This window comes from Sphingomonas sp. NFR04, assembly GCF_900114095.1.
Classification (GTDB): domain Bacteria; phylum Pseudomonadota; class Alphaproteobacteria; order Sphingomonadales; family Sphingomonadaceae; genus Sphingomonas.
The window spans coordinates 127,698-143,223 of sequence record NZ_FORV01000005.1; the positions used below are offsets into that span (position 1 = coordinate 127,698).

Consider the following 15,526-nt stretch of genomic DNA (forward strand, 5'->3'; position numbering starts at 1 on the left):
CCTAGCCCAGCCGCACCGCCTTGCGAAGGGTCAAGGCGCGATCTTGGTGACCTTCTGCCCCGCCTCGCTGGTGACGACGAAGGCCGAGACGCCCTCCCCCGCCAGCTTATTGACGAAGGCCTGTGCCTCGCCGCTGGTCTTGAAGGGCCCCGTGACGATGCGGTTGGTCGCCTTGAACGGCATCCACCAGCCGCCGCGCGCCTTGAGCAGCCTGGGCGACTTGGCGGCGACGCCCTTCCAGGCGCGGTCGACGGTCGATTCGTTGGCGCCGCTCGCCACCTGCACCCACACGCGTTCGGGATCGGCCTTTTTCGGATCCGGCTTCTTGGGCTCGGGCTTCTTGCCCTTGACCGGCTTGGTGTCCTCGTCGTCCGCGGACTTGGCGCCCTTCTTCGTGCCGGGCTTGGTCGGCTTGGTGTCGGCGTCCTCTTCGGCCCGCGCGCCCTTCTTGGTGCCCGGCTTGACGGGCTTCGCATCGGCCTCGTCCTCGACCTGCGCACCCTTGCGGGCGCCTGGCTTGGCGGGCTTGGCGGTCTTGGCGTCTTCCTCGTCCGCGACCACCGGCCGCTTGGGCTCCGGCTTGGGACGGACGGTGACCGTCGGCTTGGATGCCGGCGCAACGGTGGTCGGGCGGGGCGCCGGGCTCCGCTCGCTGGCGGGCACATCGATATTCGCGATGATCGACGCAAGCGGCGAATTCGCGGGCGCGACGTGGCGGACCTCAGGCTGCGGCGCCGGAATCGGCTGGACGATCGGCCGGGGCGCCGGCGTCGGCTGCGGGACCGGCGTCGGCTGCCAGCTCGGCTGGGGCGTGGGCGTCGGCTGCGGCACCACCGGCTGCGGCGCGGGTTGGCTCGGCACGGCGCGGGCGACGGGCGCCACGTCCGCCCTCGCGACCTGCACCGGCGCGGTCTTCGGCGTCGAGGCGCCGCGACGCCCGCGCGTATCGGCGCGCACCGGCGTGGTGGCAGGCGCCACCGGGGCGACCTGCGCGATCTGCACCGGCGCCGGGCCAGTATAGGCCGGCAGCGACGGCGCCATGCGCGCATCCGCCAGCCGCGCGGGGGTCGGAGTCAGCTCGCCGAAATGCACCGCGAAGGCGCGATCGGCGGGGCCCAGCGTTGCGATCCGGCGGAAGAAGGGCAGCAGGTTCTTGCCCGCCGCGCCCGGCAGCACCGTGCCCGCGATCTTCTCGGCGCCCGCGACATCGCCGTTCATCGCGAGGATGAAGGCGCGGTCACGCCAGGCGGCGCGGTCCTGCGCGCGGAGCAGCGCGTCGAGCTCGCGTTCCGCCCCGGCACGATCGCCGCTGATGCCGAGCGACAGCGCATAGCGCCGCACCACGTCACTCTCGCGCTTCGTCGCCAGCGCCAGCTTATAGTCACGCTGGGCGAGCAAGGGCTGGCCGAGCAGATCATAGGCAAAGCCGCGATCGGCGGCGAACTCGCGCGGATCTACGCCGCGCTGCTCCGCCTGCTGGAACATCCGCAGCGCCTCACCCGGCCGGCCCTGCCGCACCAGCACCGCGGCGCGGTTGCTGGCGATGCGCGGGTTGGCCGCTTCGATGTCTTCCGCCCGCTGGAGCAGCGCCAGCGCGCCCGACAAATCCCCCAGCCGCGTGCTCAGCCGCGCCGCCGCGATCAGCGCCTCGACGTCGCGCGGATTCTCGGCGAGCACGCGCATCTGGGTGGCCAGCGCATCCGCATCGGGATTGTGCGCCTGCACCACTTCGGTCTGCGCGAGCGCCGGATGTGCGCCGAGGAGCAGCGCCGACGCGAACGCGCCGATGCCGAGATGTTTCTTGCTGATCATGTCGGGCTAACCGCTAGAGCCGCGGCGCTGAACCGCCGCTGACGGGGCAAGGGGTGGCCCGGCGAACCGTGCCACCCCTGCGCCTTACTGGTTGTTCTGGCTGCGCAGGAACCGCGGGATGTCGAGCGGATCCTTGTCCTCTTCCTCGGCGGCCTTGGTGCCGCGCGAGGCCGAGGCCATGCGCTCGAACAGCGTGCCGCCGGTTTTGGGACGCGGGCGGGTATCGGCATCCTCGTCACCGCCGGTCAGCCAGCGGCGGCGGCCGGCCGGCGCCTCGGGGGCCGGAGCGGGGGCAGCGGCCGGAGCCGGCGTCGGTGCCGGGACCATCGCCTCGGCGCCGAGCAGCAGCTCGTCCGAAGCCGGGGCCGGCGGGGTCGGCTCGGGGGCCGGTGCAGGCGCTGCGGCTACCGGCTCGGGGGCCGGCGCGACGGGTGCCGGCGCGGGCGCTTCCTCGGCAACCGGCGCGGGGGCCGGCTCGGGCGCCGCCGGCGCAGGTGCCGCTACCGGCTCCGGCGCAGCAGCAGCGGCCGCGGTGGTGCGGCGCGGGGTGGAGAAGGAGAAGACGCGCGGCTGCTCGGCCGGCGTCGCCGGGCGGTTCTCGACATTCGCATCGATGCCGGTGGCGACCACCGACACGCGGATGCGGCCTTCCAGCTCCGAGTTGAACGCCGAACCCCAGATGATGTTCGCGTCCGGATCGACCAGCTCGCGGATATGGTTCGCGGCTTCGTCGACCTCGAGCAGGCGCATGTCCTCGCCGCCGGTGATCGAGACGATCACGCCCTTGGCGCCGTTCATGCTCACGCCGTCGAGCAGCGGGTTGGCGATCGCCTTCTGGGCAGCGATCAGCGCGCGGTCGTCGCCGTCCGCCTCGCCGGTGCCCATCATCGCCTTGCCCATTTCCTGCATCACCGAACGGACGTCGGCAAAGTCGAGGTTGATCAGGCCGGGCATCACCATCAGGTCGGTGATGCCGCGCACGCCCTGCTGCAGCACCTCGTCGGCCATCTCGAACGCTTCCTTGAAGGTCGTGTTCGCATTGGCGATCAGGAAGAGGTTCTGGTTCGGGATGACGATCAGCGTATCGACATATTTCTGCAGCTCTTCGATGCCCGCCTCGGCCGACTGCGCGCGGCGCTTGCCTTCGAAGGCGAACGGCTTGGTCACGACGCCGACGGTCAGGATGCCCATCTCGCGTGCCGCCTTGGCGATCACCGGCGCCGCACCCGTGCCGGTGCCGCCGCCCATGCCGGCCGCGATGAAGCACATGTGCGCGCCTTCAAGCGACTGCTGGACCTGCTCGATCGTCTCCTCGGCCGCCGCACGGCCGATCTCGGGCCGCGAGCCCGCGCCCAGGCCCTGCGTGATCTTCGCACCCAGCTGGATGCGCTGGGGGGCGACCGACTGCTTCAGCGCCTGCGCATCGGTATTGGCGACCAGGAACTCGACGCCCTGCACCTCGGCGCGGATCATGTTGGCGATGGCATTGCCGCCAGCGCCGCCAACCCCGATCACCGCGATCTTCGGCGTCAGTTCGTCCACGTCGGGCGGAAGGAAATCGATACTCATTCTATGGTCTCCCGTGGCAGCGCACGCGCACGCTGCACAGCCTGATATTCTCTGATGCACGAAGCGAAGCGACGACTCCAGCCATCCCTAGCACCCCGCCACCCGCTTTTCTTCAATAATTCGCCCGGAACGCCGCGATCAACCGCTGGAAAAGCGCGCCCGGGCTCGCCCGCGTCACCAGCTGGTGCCGGCTCGGCTCGAGGGTACGCAGATCGATCGGATCGGCCGCGGCGAACTGGGTGAGCCCCGCCAGCGTCGAGAAGGCAGGACCCGCATGCGCGTTGGGCATGGCGAGCAAGCCCCGCGGCCGCCCGACGCGCACCGCATTGCCCAGCGCCTGCTGGGCGTAGTCGGCGATCCCCGCGAGTTCCGCACCGCCGCCGGTCAGCACGATCTGGCGGCCCACCGGCTCCTGGAAGTTGAGCTTCTTCAGCTCCTTCTGGATCTCGGCGACGATGCGCTCCAGCCGCTGGCGGATCACCGTGTTGAGCGCCGCCTTGGTGATGCGCGGGCCCTCGATCCCCTCGTCCGCCGTGGCGGGAGCGACATCGATCGTCTCGCGATTGTCGCGCGGGGAGAGATTGGCCGAGCCGTGGAAGCATTTGGTCCGCTCGGCCCAGGCCCGCGCGGTGCCGAAGGCGGCGGCGATGTCGTCGGTGATGTCGGCCGACCCCATCGGGATCGACGCCAGCCCCGCCAGCACGCCCTGCGCGAAGACCGACACGTTGGTCACGCCCGCGCCGATCTCGACCAGCGCGACGCCCAGTTCGCGCTCTTCCTCGGTCAGGCAGGCAAGCCCGGTCGCGACCGGCGCGGCGATGATCGAGCGCACCTCCAGATGCGCCGAGCGGACGCACAGGTCGAGATTGCGCACCGGTGAGCCGTCGGTGGTGACGACATGCACGTCGACGCCCAGCCGATCGGCATGCAGCCCCAGCGGCCGCTTGACGCCGCCCAGCCCGTCCACCGTGTAGCGCGTCGGCTGCGCATGCAGCACCATCCGGCCCTGCGGATCGATCGCCCCGCGCCCGGCCTTGAGCAGATCGTCGATATCCGCCTGCTCGACCCGGTGGCCGCCCAGATCGGCTTCGACCTTGACGACGCTGGAGACCAGCCCGCCCGCCGAGAAGCTGACCCAGACATCCTCGATGTTGAAGCCGGCGATGCGCTCCGCCTGCTCCACCGCCTCGCGGATCGCGATTTCGGTGGCGTGCATGTCGGCCACATAGCCGCGCTTCACGCCCCGGCTCTCGCGCTGGCCGGTGCCGAGCACGATCAGATTGCCCTCGTCGGTCCGCTGCGCGATCAGCGCCGAGACCTTCGACGATCCCACGTCGAGCGCGGTGATCAACCCTTCGGGTGCTACCTTCGCCATCAGCCTTCCCCCCTGCCGGTGCCCGCCGGCGGCGTCGTCGTTGGAACGGTCGGTGCAGCTGCCGGCGCGGTGGTTACCGGCGGCGGCGGCTCGATCACGCCCTGCCGACGCACAACCAACTTGTTTGCGTCGCGCATGTCAAATCCGACATAGCCCCGGCCCAGCAGGCGCTGCGTGCCGTCGATTGCCACGAACTTCTTGAGCGCGGCCACGGCTTCGTCCTCGCCTTCGGGCAGCTGCAGCTTCTCGCCCGAGGTGAAGAACAGGTCCCAGCGGCGATTGCCCACCCAGCTCGTCGCCTTGACCAGCGACCTGAGGCCGGGCTGGGTTTCCAGCAGATGCTTGCGCGCCGCTTCCTGGGTATTGGCGCCCTCGCCGATCAGCAGCGGCAGGTCGGGCATCGCGTCGGGCGAGACCGGCTCCAGCGGCACGCCCGAGGGGTCGATCAGCATCAGCTGGCCATGGTTCTGCCAGACGGCAGCCGGGGTGCGCTCCTCGATCGCGATGTGCAGCGTGCTCGGCAGGCGGCGCGAGACGCGCGCATCCTTCACCCAGGGGAATTTCAGCAGCCGCTCGCGCACATCGGCGAGGTTCACCAGCGGCATGGCGCGCGAATCCTGGTCGAGCACCTGCTCGTACACCGTCGCGCGGTCCATGCGCTTCAATCCGTCGATCTGGATCTCGTCGACCTTGAGCCCGGCATCGCCCACCGCCTGCGCGAAGCCGACGCCGATCATCTGCGGCACGCCGGCGAGGATGCCGATCGTCAGCACCACCGCGCCGACCGCGCCGACGATGCTCCACGTCGTGACCTTGTGCAGCGTTTCCGGGCTCAGCGGCAGGCCGGCGATCGCCTGGTCGAGCACGCCCGCCCGCTGCGGCCGGCGCGCGGTGCCGCGCGGCTTCGGCTTCTCGCCGCGCCTTGTGGTCGCGCGCTGTGCTTGGGCGGGCCTGCGGCTCACAATGCCTCCTCGACGATCCGTTGCACGAGACTAGCATAGTCGATGCCGAGATGGCGCGCCTGTTCGGGCACCAGGCTGAGCGGGGTCATGCCCGGCTGGGTGTTGACCTCGAGCAGGAACAGCCCGTCGACGCCCTGCGTGTCGTCCCAGCGGAAATCGGCGCGCGAGGCGCCCTTGCAGCCGAGCAGCCGGTGCGCATCGAGCGCGATCCGCTTGCACGCCTCGGCGACGTCGTCCGGAATCTGCGCCGGGAAGACATGCTCGGTCAGCCCGTCGGTATATTTGGACTCATAGTCGTAGAAGCCGCTCTTGGGCTTGAGCTCGGTCACGCCCAGCGCCCGATCGCCCAGCACCGCGGTGGTCAACTCGCGGCCACGGATGAAGGGCTCGGCGAGCAGTTCGTCGAACTCCTGCCAGGGGCCGCGTGCATCGGGGTGGATCGGGTTGCCGACATTGCTCTCGGCGGTGACGATCGCCACGCCCACCGACGAGCCTTCGTTGACCGGTTTGAGGACGTACGGCCGCGGCAGCGGGTCCTGCCGGTACAGCTCCTCGCGCGACACCATGCGGCCGCCGGGCATCGGGATGCCGTGCGGCACCAGCGCCTGCTTGGTCAGCTGCTTGTCGATCGCGATCACCGAGGTGACCATGCCGGAGTGGGTATAGCGGATGCCCATCAGATCGAGCATGCCCTGCACGCTGCCATCCTCGCCCGGCGTGCCGTGCAGGGCGTTGAACACGACGTCCGGCCTGGCCTCGGCGAGCTTGGCGGCGACGTTGCGGTCCATGTCGATGCGGGTGACGCGGTGGCCGAGACCTTCCAGCGCTTCCGCGACGCCGTTGCCCGACATCAGCGAAACCTCGCGCTCGGCCGACCAGCCGCCCATCAATACGGCGATGTGGAGGGGGCTCACCACCGGGCGCCTCCCGACATCACCGTCGTCATCCCCGCGAAGGCGGGGATCCATTGGTGGAGAGGCATCGGCGCCTGCCGCGAACGCACAGGCAAATGGATCCCCGCCTTCGCGGGGATGACGGTGGTAGTGGAGGCGCGCCGTTCAGCACCGCCGGTACGCATTCTCACTTCGCCACTCCCACGCGCTGAATCTCCCACTCCAGTTCCACGCCCGACTGCGCCTTCACGCGCGCGCGGACGTCCTCGCCCAGTGCCTCGATATCGGCGCTGGTCGCTTCCCCCAGGTTGAGGAGGAAGTTGCAATGCTTCTCGCTGACCTGCGCGTCGCCGCGGCGCAGGCCCCGGCAGCCGGCCGCGTCGACCAGCGCCCAGGCCTTGTGGCCTTCCGGGTTCTTGAAGGTCGAGCCACCGGTCTTCGAGCGCAGCGGCTGCGATTCCTCGCGCGCGGCGGCGATGCGGTCCATCTCGGCCTGGATGTCCTCCGAGGCCTTGGGGAAGCCGCGGAAGGTGGCGCTGACCACGATCGCGCCCTCGGGCAGGTTGCTGTGGCGATAGGTGTAGCCGAGATCGGCATTGGCCAGCGTGCGTCGCTCGCCCGAGCGGAGCACGACCTCGCATTCGACCAGAATGTCGCAGGTCTCGCGGCCATAGGCGCCGCCGTTCATCCGCACGAAGCCGCCGACGGTGCCGGGGATCGAGCGCAGGAATTCGATGCCGCCAATGCCCCAGTCGCGCGCCTTGGACGAGACGAGGATGCCCGAGGCACCGCCGCCGCAGCGCAGGGTCGTGTCGTCGAGCTGCTCGACCGCGGCGAAGGCCTTGCCGAGGCGGATCACCACGCCCGGCACGCCGCCATCGCGGACGATCATGTTCGAGCCGAGGCCCAGGCCCATGACCGGGGTTTGCGGGTCCAACGCAGCGAGGAAGGACGCGAGGTCGCCGGCATCGGCGGGTTCAAACAGCCACTCCGCCGCGCCGCCGCTCTTGAACCACACCAGCGGTGCAAGCGGGGCGTTCGGCGTGAGTTTGCCGCGGACGGGGGGCATGTCCGACATCAAAGCCCCTCCCCTTTAGGGGAGGGGTTGGGGGTGGGGCATGACCGATCCGCGAGTTCTCCGTTCGTGGCGGAGTCCCCCACCCCAACCCCTCCCCTGAAGGGGAGGGGCTTGAGAAGAAGAACTGCCAAGCTCACGCATCCCCCCGCGCGGCCGCGATCGCCGGTGCCAGACCCGCAGCCCATTTCGTGATGTCGCCCGCGCCCAGGCACACGACCATGTCGCCCTCGCGCACCACGCCGCCGAGCGCGTTTGCCAGCGCCGTCGCGTCGGTCGTCGCCGCCACCGCCCGGTGCCCGCGGTGCGAGATCTGCTCGACCAGCGCATCGGCATGGACGCCGTCGATGGGCGCCTCGCCCGCCGGATAGACCGGAGCGACATACACCATGTCGGCATCGTTGAAGGCCTGGGCGAACTCGTCCATCAGGTTGGCGAGCCGCGAATAGCGGTGCGGCTGCACCACCGCGATCACCCGGCCGCGGGTGCTCTCGCGCGCCGCCGCCAGCACTGCGCGGATCTCCACCGGGTGGTGGCCGTAATCGTCGATGATCGTCGCCCCCGCGACTTCGCCGACCTTGGTGAAGCGCCGCTTGACCCCGCCGAACTTGGCGAAGCCCTGCTGGATCGTCGCATCCGGAATGCCCAGCTCCAGCGCCACGCCGATCGCGGCGAGCGCGTTCTGGACATTGTGGCGGCCGGGCATCGGCAGCTCGATATTCTCGATCGAGCGCGTGCTGCCGTCGCGGTGACGGATGATCACCTCGAAGCGATTGCCCCCGCCGTGCGGCGTCACGTTGACGCCGCGCACATCGGCGCTGGCCGCGAAGCCATAGGTGACGATCCGCCGGTCGCGAACGCGCGGGATGATCGCCTGCACTTCGGGGTGATCGAGGCACAGCAGCGCCGCGCCGTAGAAGGGCACATTCTCGACGAACTCGACGAACGCCGCCTTCACCCGATCGAACGAGCCGTAGTGATCGAGATGCTCGGGATCGATATTGGTGACGATGGCAAAGGTGCCGTCGAGCCGCAGGAAGCTGCCGTCGCTCTCGTCCGCCTCGACGATCATCCAGTCGCCTTCGCCCAGCCGCGCGTTGGAGCCGTACTGGTTGATGATCCCGCCGTTGATCACGGTCGGGTCGACCCCGCCCGCATCGAGCAAAGCCGCGACCATCGAGGTGGTCGTCGTCTTGCCGTGCGTGCCGGCCACCGCGATGGTGGACTTGAGCCGCATCAGCTCGGCAAGCATCTCGGCGCGGCGCACCACGGGAATGCGGTTCTGATAAGCGGCTTCCACCTCGGGATTGGTGCGCACGATCGCGGTGGAGACCACCACCACGGCGGCCTCGCCCAGATTCTCGGCGGCATGGCCGATGGTGACGGGAATCCCGCGGTCGCGCAGTCCCTGCACGACGTAGGAGTCCGCGACGTCCGAGCCCTGCACCTTGTAGCCGAGATTATGCATCACCTCGGCGATGCCCGACATGCCGATGCCGCCGATGCCGACGAAGTGAATGGTACCGATGTCGGTGGCGACGCCCTTCATGCGCCCAGATCCTTACGCAAAAGCAGGCCTTCCGTTCTTGTTGGCTTTCTGCACCTTCCCCACCGGGGCCTTGGGCGCATGGATGGATTCGACGAGGTCCGCCAGGTCGCGCACCGCATCGGGACGCCCGACGCCCCGCGCCCGCGCCGCCGCATTCTCCAGCGCCTTGGTGTCGAGCCCCAGCTTCTGCATCTGCTTGGCGAGTTCGGGCGCGGTGAAGGCGCGCTGCGGGATGGTCCGCGCACCGCCTGCCTCGGTGATCTCGCGCGCGTTCGCGGTCTGGTGGTCGTCGGTGGCGCTGGGCAGCGGCACCAGGATCGCCGCGCGCCCCGCCGCAGTCAGCTCCGCGATGGTCGAGGCCCCTGCCCGCGCGATCACCAGATGCGCCCAGGCGAGCCGCTCGGGCATGTCGGGCAGATAGGTCGCGACCTCGGCCGGGATCTCATGTTCCTGATATTTGGCGCGGACCATCTCGATATCCTCGAGGCGCGCCTGATGGGTCACCTGCAGCCGGCGGCGGAAATGCACCGGCAGCAGCGCGAGCCCATCCGGCACCACCTGGCTGAGGATCGAGGCGCCCTGGCTGCCGCCGGTGACGAGCACGCGGAACAGCCCGTCTTCCTCGAGCATCGGATAGGGCTTGGCGCGGAGTGCCAGCACCGCCTCGCGCACCGGATTGCCGGTGAGGTGGGTCTTGGCCTCCCAGCCGGGCTTCATCCGCTCGACCTTGTCGTAGGAGGTGGCGATCGCCGCCACCCGGCCCGCGACCAGCCGATTCACGCGACCCAGCACCGCATTCTGCTCGTGGATCACGGTCGGGATCCGCGCGCTGAACGCCGCCAGCAGCGCCGGAAACGCGGGGTACCCGCCAAAGCCGATCACCGCCGAAGGGCGCAGCTGCTTGTACAGCTTCCGCGCCATCGCCCGGCCCGCCATCATCTGGCGCGCCGCCTTGAGATAGCCGATCGGGCCGCCGCCCAGCCGCCCGGCCGGCAGCACATGCGTCTCGACGCCCTCGAACAGCCCAGGGAAGCGCACGCCGCGCTCGTCGCTGACCAGCGCCACCTGATGCCCGCGCCGTGCGAGCTCCACCGCCAAGGCAGCCGCGGGCACCATGTGCCCGCCGGTGCCACCGGCGGCGAGGACGTAACTACGGCGTTCGGTCATGCGGCTTTGCTCCAGCGGCCGGTATAGGGGGAGCGCTTCAGATACGGGTTTCGTCGCGTGAAAGCGAGCAGCAGCCCATAGCCGATCGAAAGCGCGATCATCGACGAGCCGCCATAGCTGATGAACGGCAGCGTCATGCCCTTGGACGGCGCGATGCCGGTGTTCACCGCCATGTTGATCAGCGCCTGCACCCCGAACTGCGAGGCGAGCCCGGCGGCCGCCAGCAGCCGGAACGGGTCCTCCTCGTCGAGCAGCTTCATCAGCACGCGCACGACGATGGCGAGATAGAGCAGCACGATGATCCCGCAGGCGATCAGCCCGAACTCCTCGCCGATCACCGAGAAGATGTAATCGGTATGCGCCTCGGGCAGGCGGAATTTGATCTGGCCGCTGCCCGGCCCCGCGCCGAACAGTCCGCCGGCGGTGAGCGTGTCGTGCGCCATCTCGACCTGGTAGCGATCGGCGAGCGCGGCTTCCTTGGTGGGGAACAGGAAATTGTCGATGCGGGTGCGCGCGGTGCCGTAGAACAGGTACGCCGCGACCACGCCGCCGATCGCGACCCCGCCCAGCCCGGCGATCGCGGCGGGCGAGATGCCCGAGAGCATCAGCAGGATCACCCACACCGTGCCGAACAGGATGGTCTGGCCGAAGTCCGGCTGGAGCATCAGCAGCACCGCGATCAGCGCGGTGATCGCGCCGGTAACCACCATTACCGGCAGCTCTGGATCCTTGGCGCGGAAGGAGAGGATCCACGCCGTCGAGACGATGAACAGCGGCTTGAGGAACTCGGAGGGCTGCAGGTCGGAGATGCCGAGGCTGATCCAGCGCTTGGCGCCGTTCACCTCATGCCCGACGATCGGCAGCAGCATCATCAGCCCGAGGAAGACCAGCGCGCCCGCCAGCGACAGCCGCCGCGCGACCGAGGTCGGCAGCATCGAGACGAGGATCAGCACCGGCACGCAGATGCACACCCACATCAGCTGCCGCCAGAAATAATACATCGGCTGGACGATATGCGCGGCGTCCGAATAGCGCCGCGCGGTCGCGGGCGAGGCGGCGGCGACCGCCACCAGCCCGATCGCGATCAGCAGCAACGGCAGGAAGAGGAGCACGCGGTCGACTTCCCAGAACCACATCCCCGCGCGGGACTTGCTGGCGCGGCTGAGCTGGTTGGAGATACGCGGTCGGCCGGCCTGTTTTTCGTCCGCGTCTCCCGGCTGGCGGCTCACCCGAGCGCCTCCACGGCGGCGCGGAAGGCATCACCCCGCGCCTCGAAGTCGCGGAACTGGTCGAACGAGGCGCAGGCGGGCGACAGCAGCACCGCCTCTCCCGGCTGAGCCTGCGCGGCGGCGGCGCGGACGGCGGCCTCCAGCGTTCCGGATTGCTCCACGGGCATGTCGCCCTCCAGCAGCCGGGCGAACAGCGGCCCAGCCTCGCCGATCGTGTAGGCGCGGACGACATGGCCGAAACCGGGGCGGCACGCCTCCAGGTTGTCGGTCTTGGCGACGCCGCCGAGGATCCAGTGGATGCGCGGGTAGGCCGCAAGCGCCGGCGCGGTCGATTCGGGGTTGGTCGCCTTGCTGTCGTTGACGAACAGCACGCCGTTGCGGCTGGCGATCCGCTCCATGCGGTGCGGCAGGCCGGGGAAGCTCTCCAGCCCCTGGTCGATCGCGGCGCGGTCGATGCCGAGCGCCTCGCAGGCGGCGATCGCAGCGAGCGCGTTCTGGGCGTTGTGCGGCCCCTGCAGCGCCGGCCAACGCGACTGGTCCATGCACACGCCCGGCGCGATCTTGGTCAGGTCCTCGCTGCGACCGCCAAGCGCGACCTGGCGCGCGATGGTCGCCGAGGCGGCGTCGCCGATGCCGATAATCGCGGCGTGGCCCTTGCGCTGCATCGCGAACAGCCGCGCCTTGGAGGCGGCATAACCTTCGAACCCATCATAGCGATCGAGATGGTCGGGCGTGATGTTGAGGAGCACCGCGACGTCGCAGTCGAGGCTGTGGGTCAGGTCGATCTGATAGCTGGACAGCTCCAGCACATAGACGCCGCCCTCGGGGAGCGGCTCCTGCCCCAGGATCGGCAGCCCGATATTGCCGCCGAGGCGCGTCGGAATGCCCGCGGTCTGGATGATGTGGTGGATCAGCGCGGTGGTGGTCGACTTGCCGTTGGTGCCGGTGATGCCGACGACGCGGTGCGCGGGCAGATCGGCGCGCGCCTGGGCGAACAGCTCAATATCCCCGATCAGCGGCACGCCAGCCGCGCGGGCATGCGCCGCGATCGGGTGCCGGTTGAGCGGCACGCCGGGGGACACGACCATGCCCGCGAAGCCGGTGAGATCAGATTCGAGGGGGTCGGCAAATTCAATTAGCCCCTCCCCTTCAGGGGAGGGGTTGGGGTGGGGCATGACCGATGGACGCGCCGTGGCGCTCGTGGAGAGTCCCCCACCCCAACCCCTCCCCTGAAGGGGAGGGGCTATCGCATTGACCAGCCCGTCTCGCGCCCCTTGATTCGAATCCCACGCCAGCACCCCCGCCCCGCTCGCCACCAGCGCGCGCACGGTCGCCGCGCCCGAGCGTGCGAGCCCGAGCACCGCGAAGCGTTTGCCGCGCCAGGCGGGGCTGGTGATCACCGCAGCTTGAGCGTCGCGAGACCGGCCAGCGCCAGCACGAAGGCGATGATCCAGAAGCGGATCACCACCGTCGGCTCCGACCAGCCGAGCTGTTCGAAATGGTGGTGGATCGGCGCCATGCGGAACACGCGCTTGCCGGTGCGCTTGAAGAAGAACACCTGGATGATAACGCTCAGCGCCTCCATCACGAACAGGCCGCCGATGATGCCGAGCACCAGCTCATGGTGCGTGGTGACGGCAATGGTGCCGATCGCCCCGCCCAGCGCCAGGCTGCCGGTATCGCCCATGAACACCGCCGCCGGGGGCGCATTGAACCAGAGGAAGGCGAGCCCCGCCCCGATCATCGCGCCGCAGAAGATGGCGAGGTCGCCCGCGCCCGGCACGTGCGGGATGCCCAGATAGGTCGCGTAGATCTTGTTGCCGGCGAGATAGGCGATCAGCATGAACGCCATGCCCGCGATCACCACCGGCATCGTCGCCAGCCCGTCGAGCCCGTCGGTGAGGTTCACCGCATTGCCGAACGCCACGATCGTGAACGCCGCGAAGGCGATGTAGAAATAGCCGAGATCCGGGTGCACCCAGCTGAGGAACGGCACGTAGAGCTGGGTATTGCCCTCGGCGAAGATGATGATCGCGCTGGCGATGCCGGCGATCAGGAACTCGCCGATCAGCCGCACCTTCCCCGAGACGCCCGCGGTCTTCTGCTTCCGCACCTTGTCGTAATCGTCGAGGAAGCCGATCATGCCGAAGCCGAGCGTCACGAACATGCACGCCCAGACATAGGCATTGCGCAGGTCCATCCAGATCAACAGCGACAGGGTGAGGCTGGTCAGGATCATCAGCCCGCCCATCGTCGGCGTGCCGCGCTTGGCGAGGTGGCTCTGCGGCCCGTCGGTACGGATCGGCTGTCCCTTGCCCTGGCGCAGCCGCAGCCAGCCGATGAACTTCGGCCCGATCAGCAGCCCCAGCAGCAGCGCGGTCGCCACCGCACCGCCGGTGCGGAACGACAGGTACCGGAAGAGATTGAGAACGCCGGGGAAGCCCAGCTGCTCCGCGATCAGATAGAGCATGATTGCCTTTCCGCCAGCGCCGCGACGATCGTCGCCAGCCGCACGCCGTTCGACCCTTTGATGAGAACCGCGTCCCCGGGCGCGAGCGTCGATTCGAGCTCGGCCTTCGCAGCTGCGGCATCGGCCACATGGACGAAATCCAGCCGCCCCTCAAGCGCAGCGGCCAGCGGCGCCATCGCTTCGCCCACCAATATGGCACGGCTCACCCCGGCCTCCGCAATCGGATCGGCCAGTTCTGCATGCAGCGCATCGGCATGCGTGCCCAGCTCGCGCATCTCGCCGAGCACGGCGATCTTGCGGCCCGGTTCGGCGCCGAGCACCTTGAGCGTCGCGCGCATCGAGCTGGGATTGGCGTTGTAGCTTTCGTCGATGACGAGCGCAGTGCCGTCGCCGACAGACACGGTCATCCGCGCGCCGCGCCCGGCAAGGCCGCCGAGCTCCGCCAGCGCGAGACCTGCGACTTCCAGGTCGCCGCCCACCGCATCGACCGCGGCGAGGATCGCCATCGCGTTCGACACCCAATGCTCGCCCGGCTGGGAGATGGTGAAGCTCAGCTCGCGGTCGCCGAAGCGCGCCATCACGAAGGTGCCGCCACTCCGCGCGCGCATCGTCTCGACCGCGCGATAATCGGCGCCCTCGCCCAGGCCGAAGGTGACGATGCGCGTGGCATAGGGCCGCGCGGCGTCGAGCAGTCGGTCGCGATAGGGGCTGTCGAACGGCACGATCGCGGTGCCACCGGCGCCGAGCCCCTGGAAGATCTCGCCCTTGGCGTCGGCGATCTTCTCGATGCTGTCGAAGAAGCCGAGATGCGCCGGGGCGATGGCCGTGACGATCGCGACGTGGGGGCGCACCAGCCGGGTCAATTGCGCCAGTTCGCCGGCATGGTTCATGCCCATCTCGAACACGCCGTAGCGGGCCTCGCGCGGCATGCGGGCGAGGCTCAGCGGCACGCCGGTATGGTTGTTGTAGCTCTTCACCGATCGGTGCGCGCAGCCCGGGTCCATCCGATCAAGCGCGGCGAACAGCGCCTCCTTGGTGCCCGTCTTGCCGACCGAGCCGGTGACGCCGATGATCTTGGCGGAGGACCGCTTGCGCGACGCGGCACCGAGCGCGTTGAGCGCGGCGGTCGTGTCGGCCACCTGGACGCTGGGATGCGCAGTCGCGTCCGACACCACGGCACCGGCCGCGCCCTGCGCGAACGCCTGATCGAGGAAGCGATGCCCGTCGGTGCTCTCGCCCTTCAATGCGAGGAACAGGTCGCCGGGACCGACTTCACGGGAGTCGAAGGCGACGCCCGAGACGGCGAAGTCCGCCGAGGCGCTGCCGTGGGTGGCGGCGGCGATTTCGGCGGAGGTCCAAAGCGTGTTGGTCATCTTCACATCCTCCCCTGCAAGGGGAGGTGGCAGCCCGCAGGGCTGACGGAGG

At 69.6% G+C, this 15,526-nt stretch carries 12 protein-coding genes; all 12 read right to left on the reverse strand.

Annotation, left to right across the window (positions count from 1 at the left end; translation table 11 throughout):
* Positions 1 to 30 precede the first annotated feature (30 nt).
* Positions 31 to 1,812, reverse strand: coding sequence for an SPOR domain-containing protein (locus BM009_RS15450; protein ID WP_093297567.1), 1,782 nt, complete (start codon positions 1,810 to 1,812; stop codon positions 31 to 33).
* A gap of 84 nt (positions 1,813 to 1,896) precedes the next feature.
* Positions 1,897 to 3,381 (reverse strand): cell division protein FtsZ, encoded by a 1,485-nt coding sequence (gene ftsZ, locus BM009_RS15455; protein WP_093297569.1) that lies wholly within the window; start codon positions 3,379 to 3,381, stop codon positions 1,897 to 1,899.
* 112 nt (positions 3,382 to 3,493) lie between these two features.
* On the reverse strand, positions 3,494 to 4,756 hold the full coding sequence (gene ftsA / locus BM009_RS15460) for a cell division protein FtsA (protein ID WP_064313874.1): 1,263 nt from the start codon (positions 4,754 to 4,756) through the stop codon (positions 3,494 to 3,496).
* Positions 4,756 to 5,718 carry a cell division protein FtsQ/DivIB gene (locus BM009_RS15465; protein WP_093297570.1) on the reverse strand — a complete coding sequence of 321 codons (963 nt, stop codon included), beginning with the start codon at positions 5,716 to 5,718 and terminating at the stop codon, positions 4,756 to 4,758. Before BM009_RS15465 ends, ftsA begins: the two co-directional genes overlap by 1 nt.
* The gene (locus tag BM009_RS15470) at positions 5,715 to 6,635 is read right to left on the reverse strand and encodes a D-alanine--D-alanine ligase (RefSeq protein WP_175488059.1); all 921 of its coding nucleotides are present in this window, start codon (positions 6,633 to 6,635) and stop codon (positions 5,715 to 5,717) included. Before BM009_RS15470 ends, BM009_RS15465 begins: the two co-directional genes overlap by 4 nt.
* Positions 6,636 to 6,798: 163 nt before the next feature.
* The gene (gene murB / locus BM009_RS15475; protein ID WP_175488060.1) at positions 6,799 to 7,689 is read right to left on the reverse strand and encodes a UDP-N-acetylmuramate dehydrogenase; all 891 of its coding nucleotides are present in this window, start codon (positions 7,687 to 7,689) and stop codon (positions 6,799 to 6,801) included.
* A gap of 133 nt (positions 7,690 to 7,822) precedes the next feature.
* Complete coding sequence (murC, locus tag BM009_RS15480; RefSeq protein WP_093297573.1) at positions 7,823 to 9,235, reverse strand: UDP-N-acetylmuramate--L-alanine ligase; 1,413 nt, start codon at positions 9,233 to 9,235, stop codon at positions 7,823 to 7,825.
* A 12-nt stretch (positions 9,236 to 9,247) separates the two neighbouring features.
* Positions 9,248 to 10,402 carry an undecaprenyldiphospho-muramoylpentapeptide beta-N-acetylglucosaminyltransferase gene (gene murG / locus BM009_RS15485; protein WP_093297574.1) on the reverse strand — a complete coding sequence of 385 codons (1,155 nt, stop codon included), beginning with the start codon at positions 10,400 to 10,402 and terminating at the stop codon, positions 9,248 to 9,250.
* Positions 10,399 to 11,631 carry an FtsW/RodA/SpoVE family cell cycle protein gene (locus BM009_RS15490; protein WP_093297576.1) on the reverse strand — a complete coding sequence of 411 codons (1,233 nt, stop codon included), beginning with the start codon at positions 11,629 to 11,631 and terminating at the stop codon, positions 10,399 to 10,401. The genes murG and BM009_RS15490 overlap by 4 nt, the downstream gene beginning before the upstream one ends.
* A complete protein-coding gene (gene murD, locus BM009_RS15495) occupies positions 11,628 to 13,031 on the reverse strand; it encodes a UDP-N-acetylmuramoyl-L-alanine--D-glutamate ligase (RefSeq protein ID WP_254772307.1) in 1,404 nt (467 codons plus the stop codon). Before murD ends, BM009_RS15490 begins: the two co-directional genes overlap by 4 nt.
* On the reverse strand, positions 13,028 to 14,101 hold the full coding sequence (gene mraY / locus BM009_RS15500; RefSeq protein ID WP_093297577.1) for a phospho-N-acetylmuramoyl-pentapeptide-transferase: 1,074 nt from the start codon (positions 14,099 to 14,101) through the stop codon (positions 13,028 to 13,030). The genes murD and mraY overlap by 4 nt, the downstream gene beginning before the upstream one ends.
* Positions 14,089 to 15,474, reverse strand: a complete 1,386-nt coding sequence (gene murF / locus BM009_RS15505; protein ID WP_093297579.1) for a UDP-N-acetylmuramoyl-tripeptide--D-alanyl-D-alanine ligase — start codon at positions 15,472 to 15,474, stop codon at positions 14,089 to 14,091. Before murF ends, mraY begins: the two co-directional genes overlap by 13 nt.
* Positions 15,475 to 15,526 lie beyond the last annotated feature (52 nt).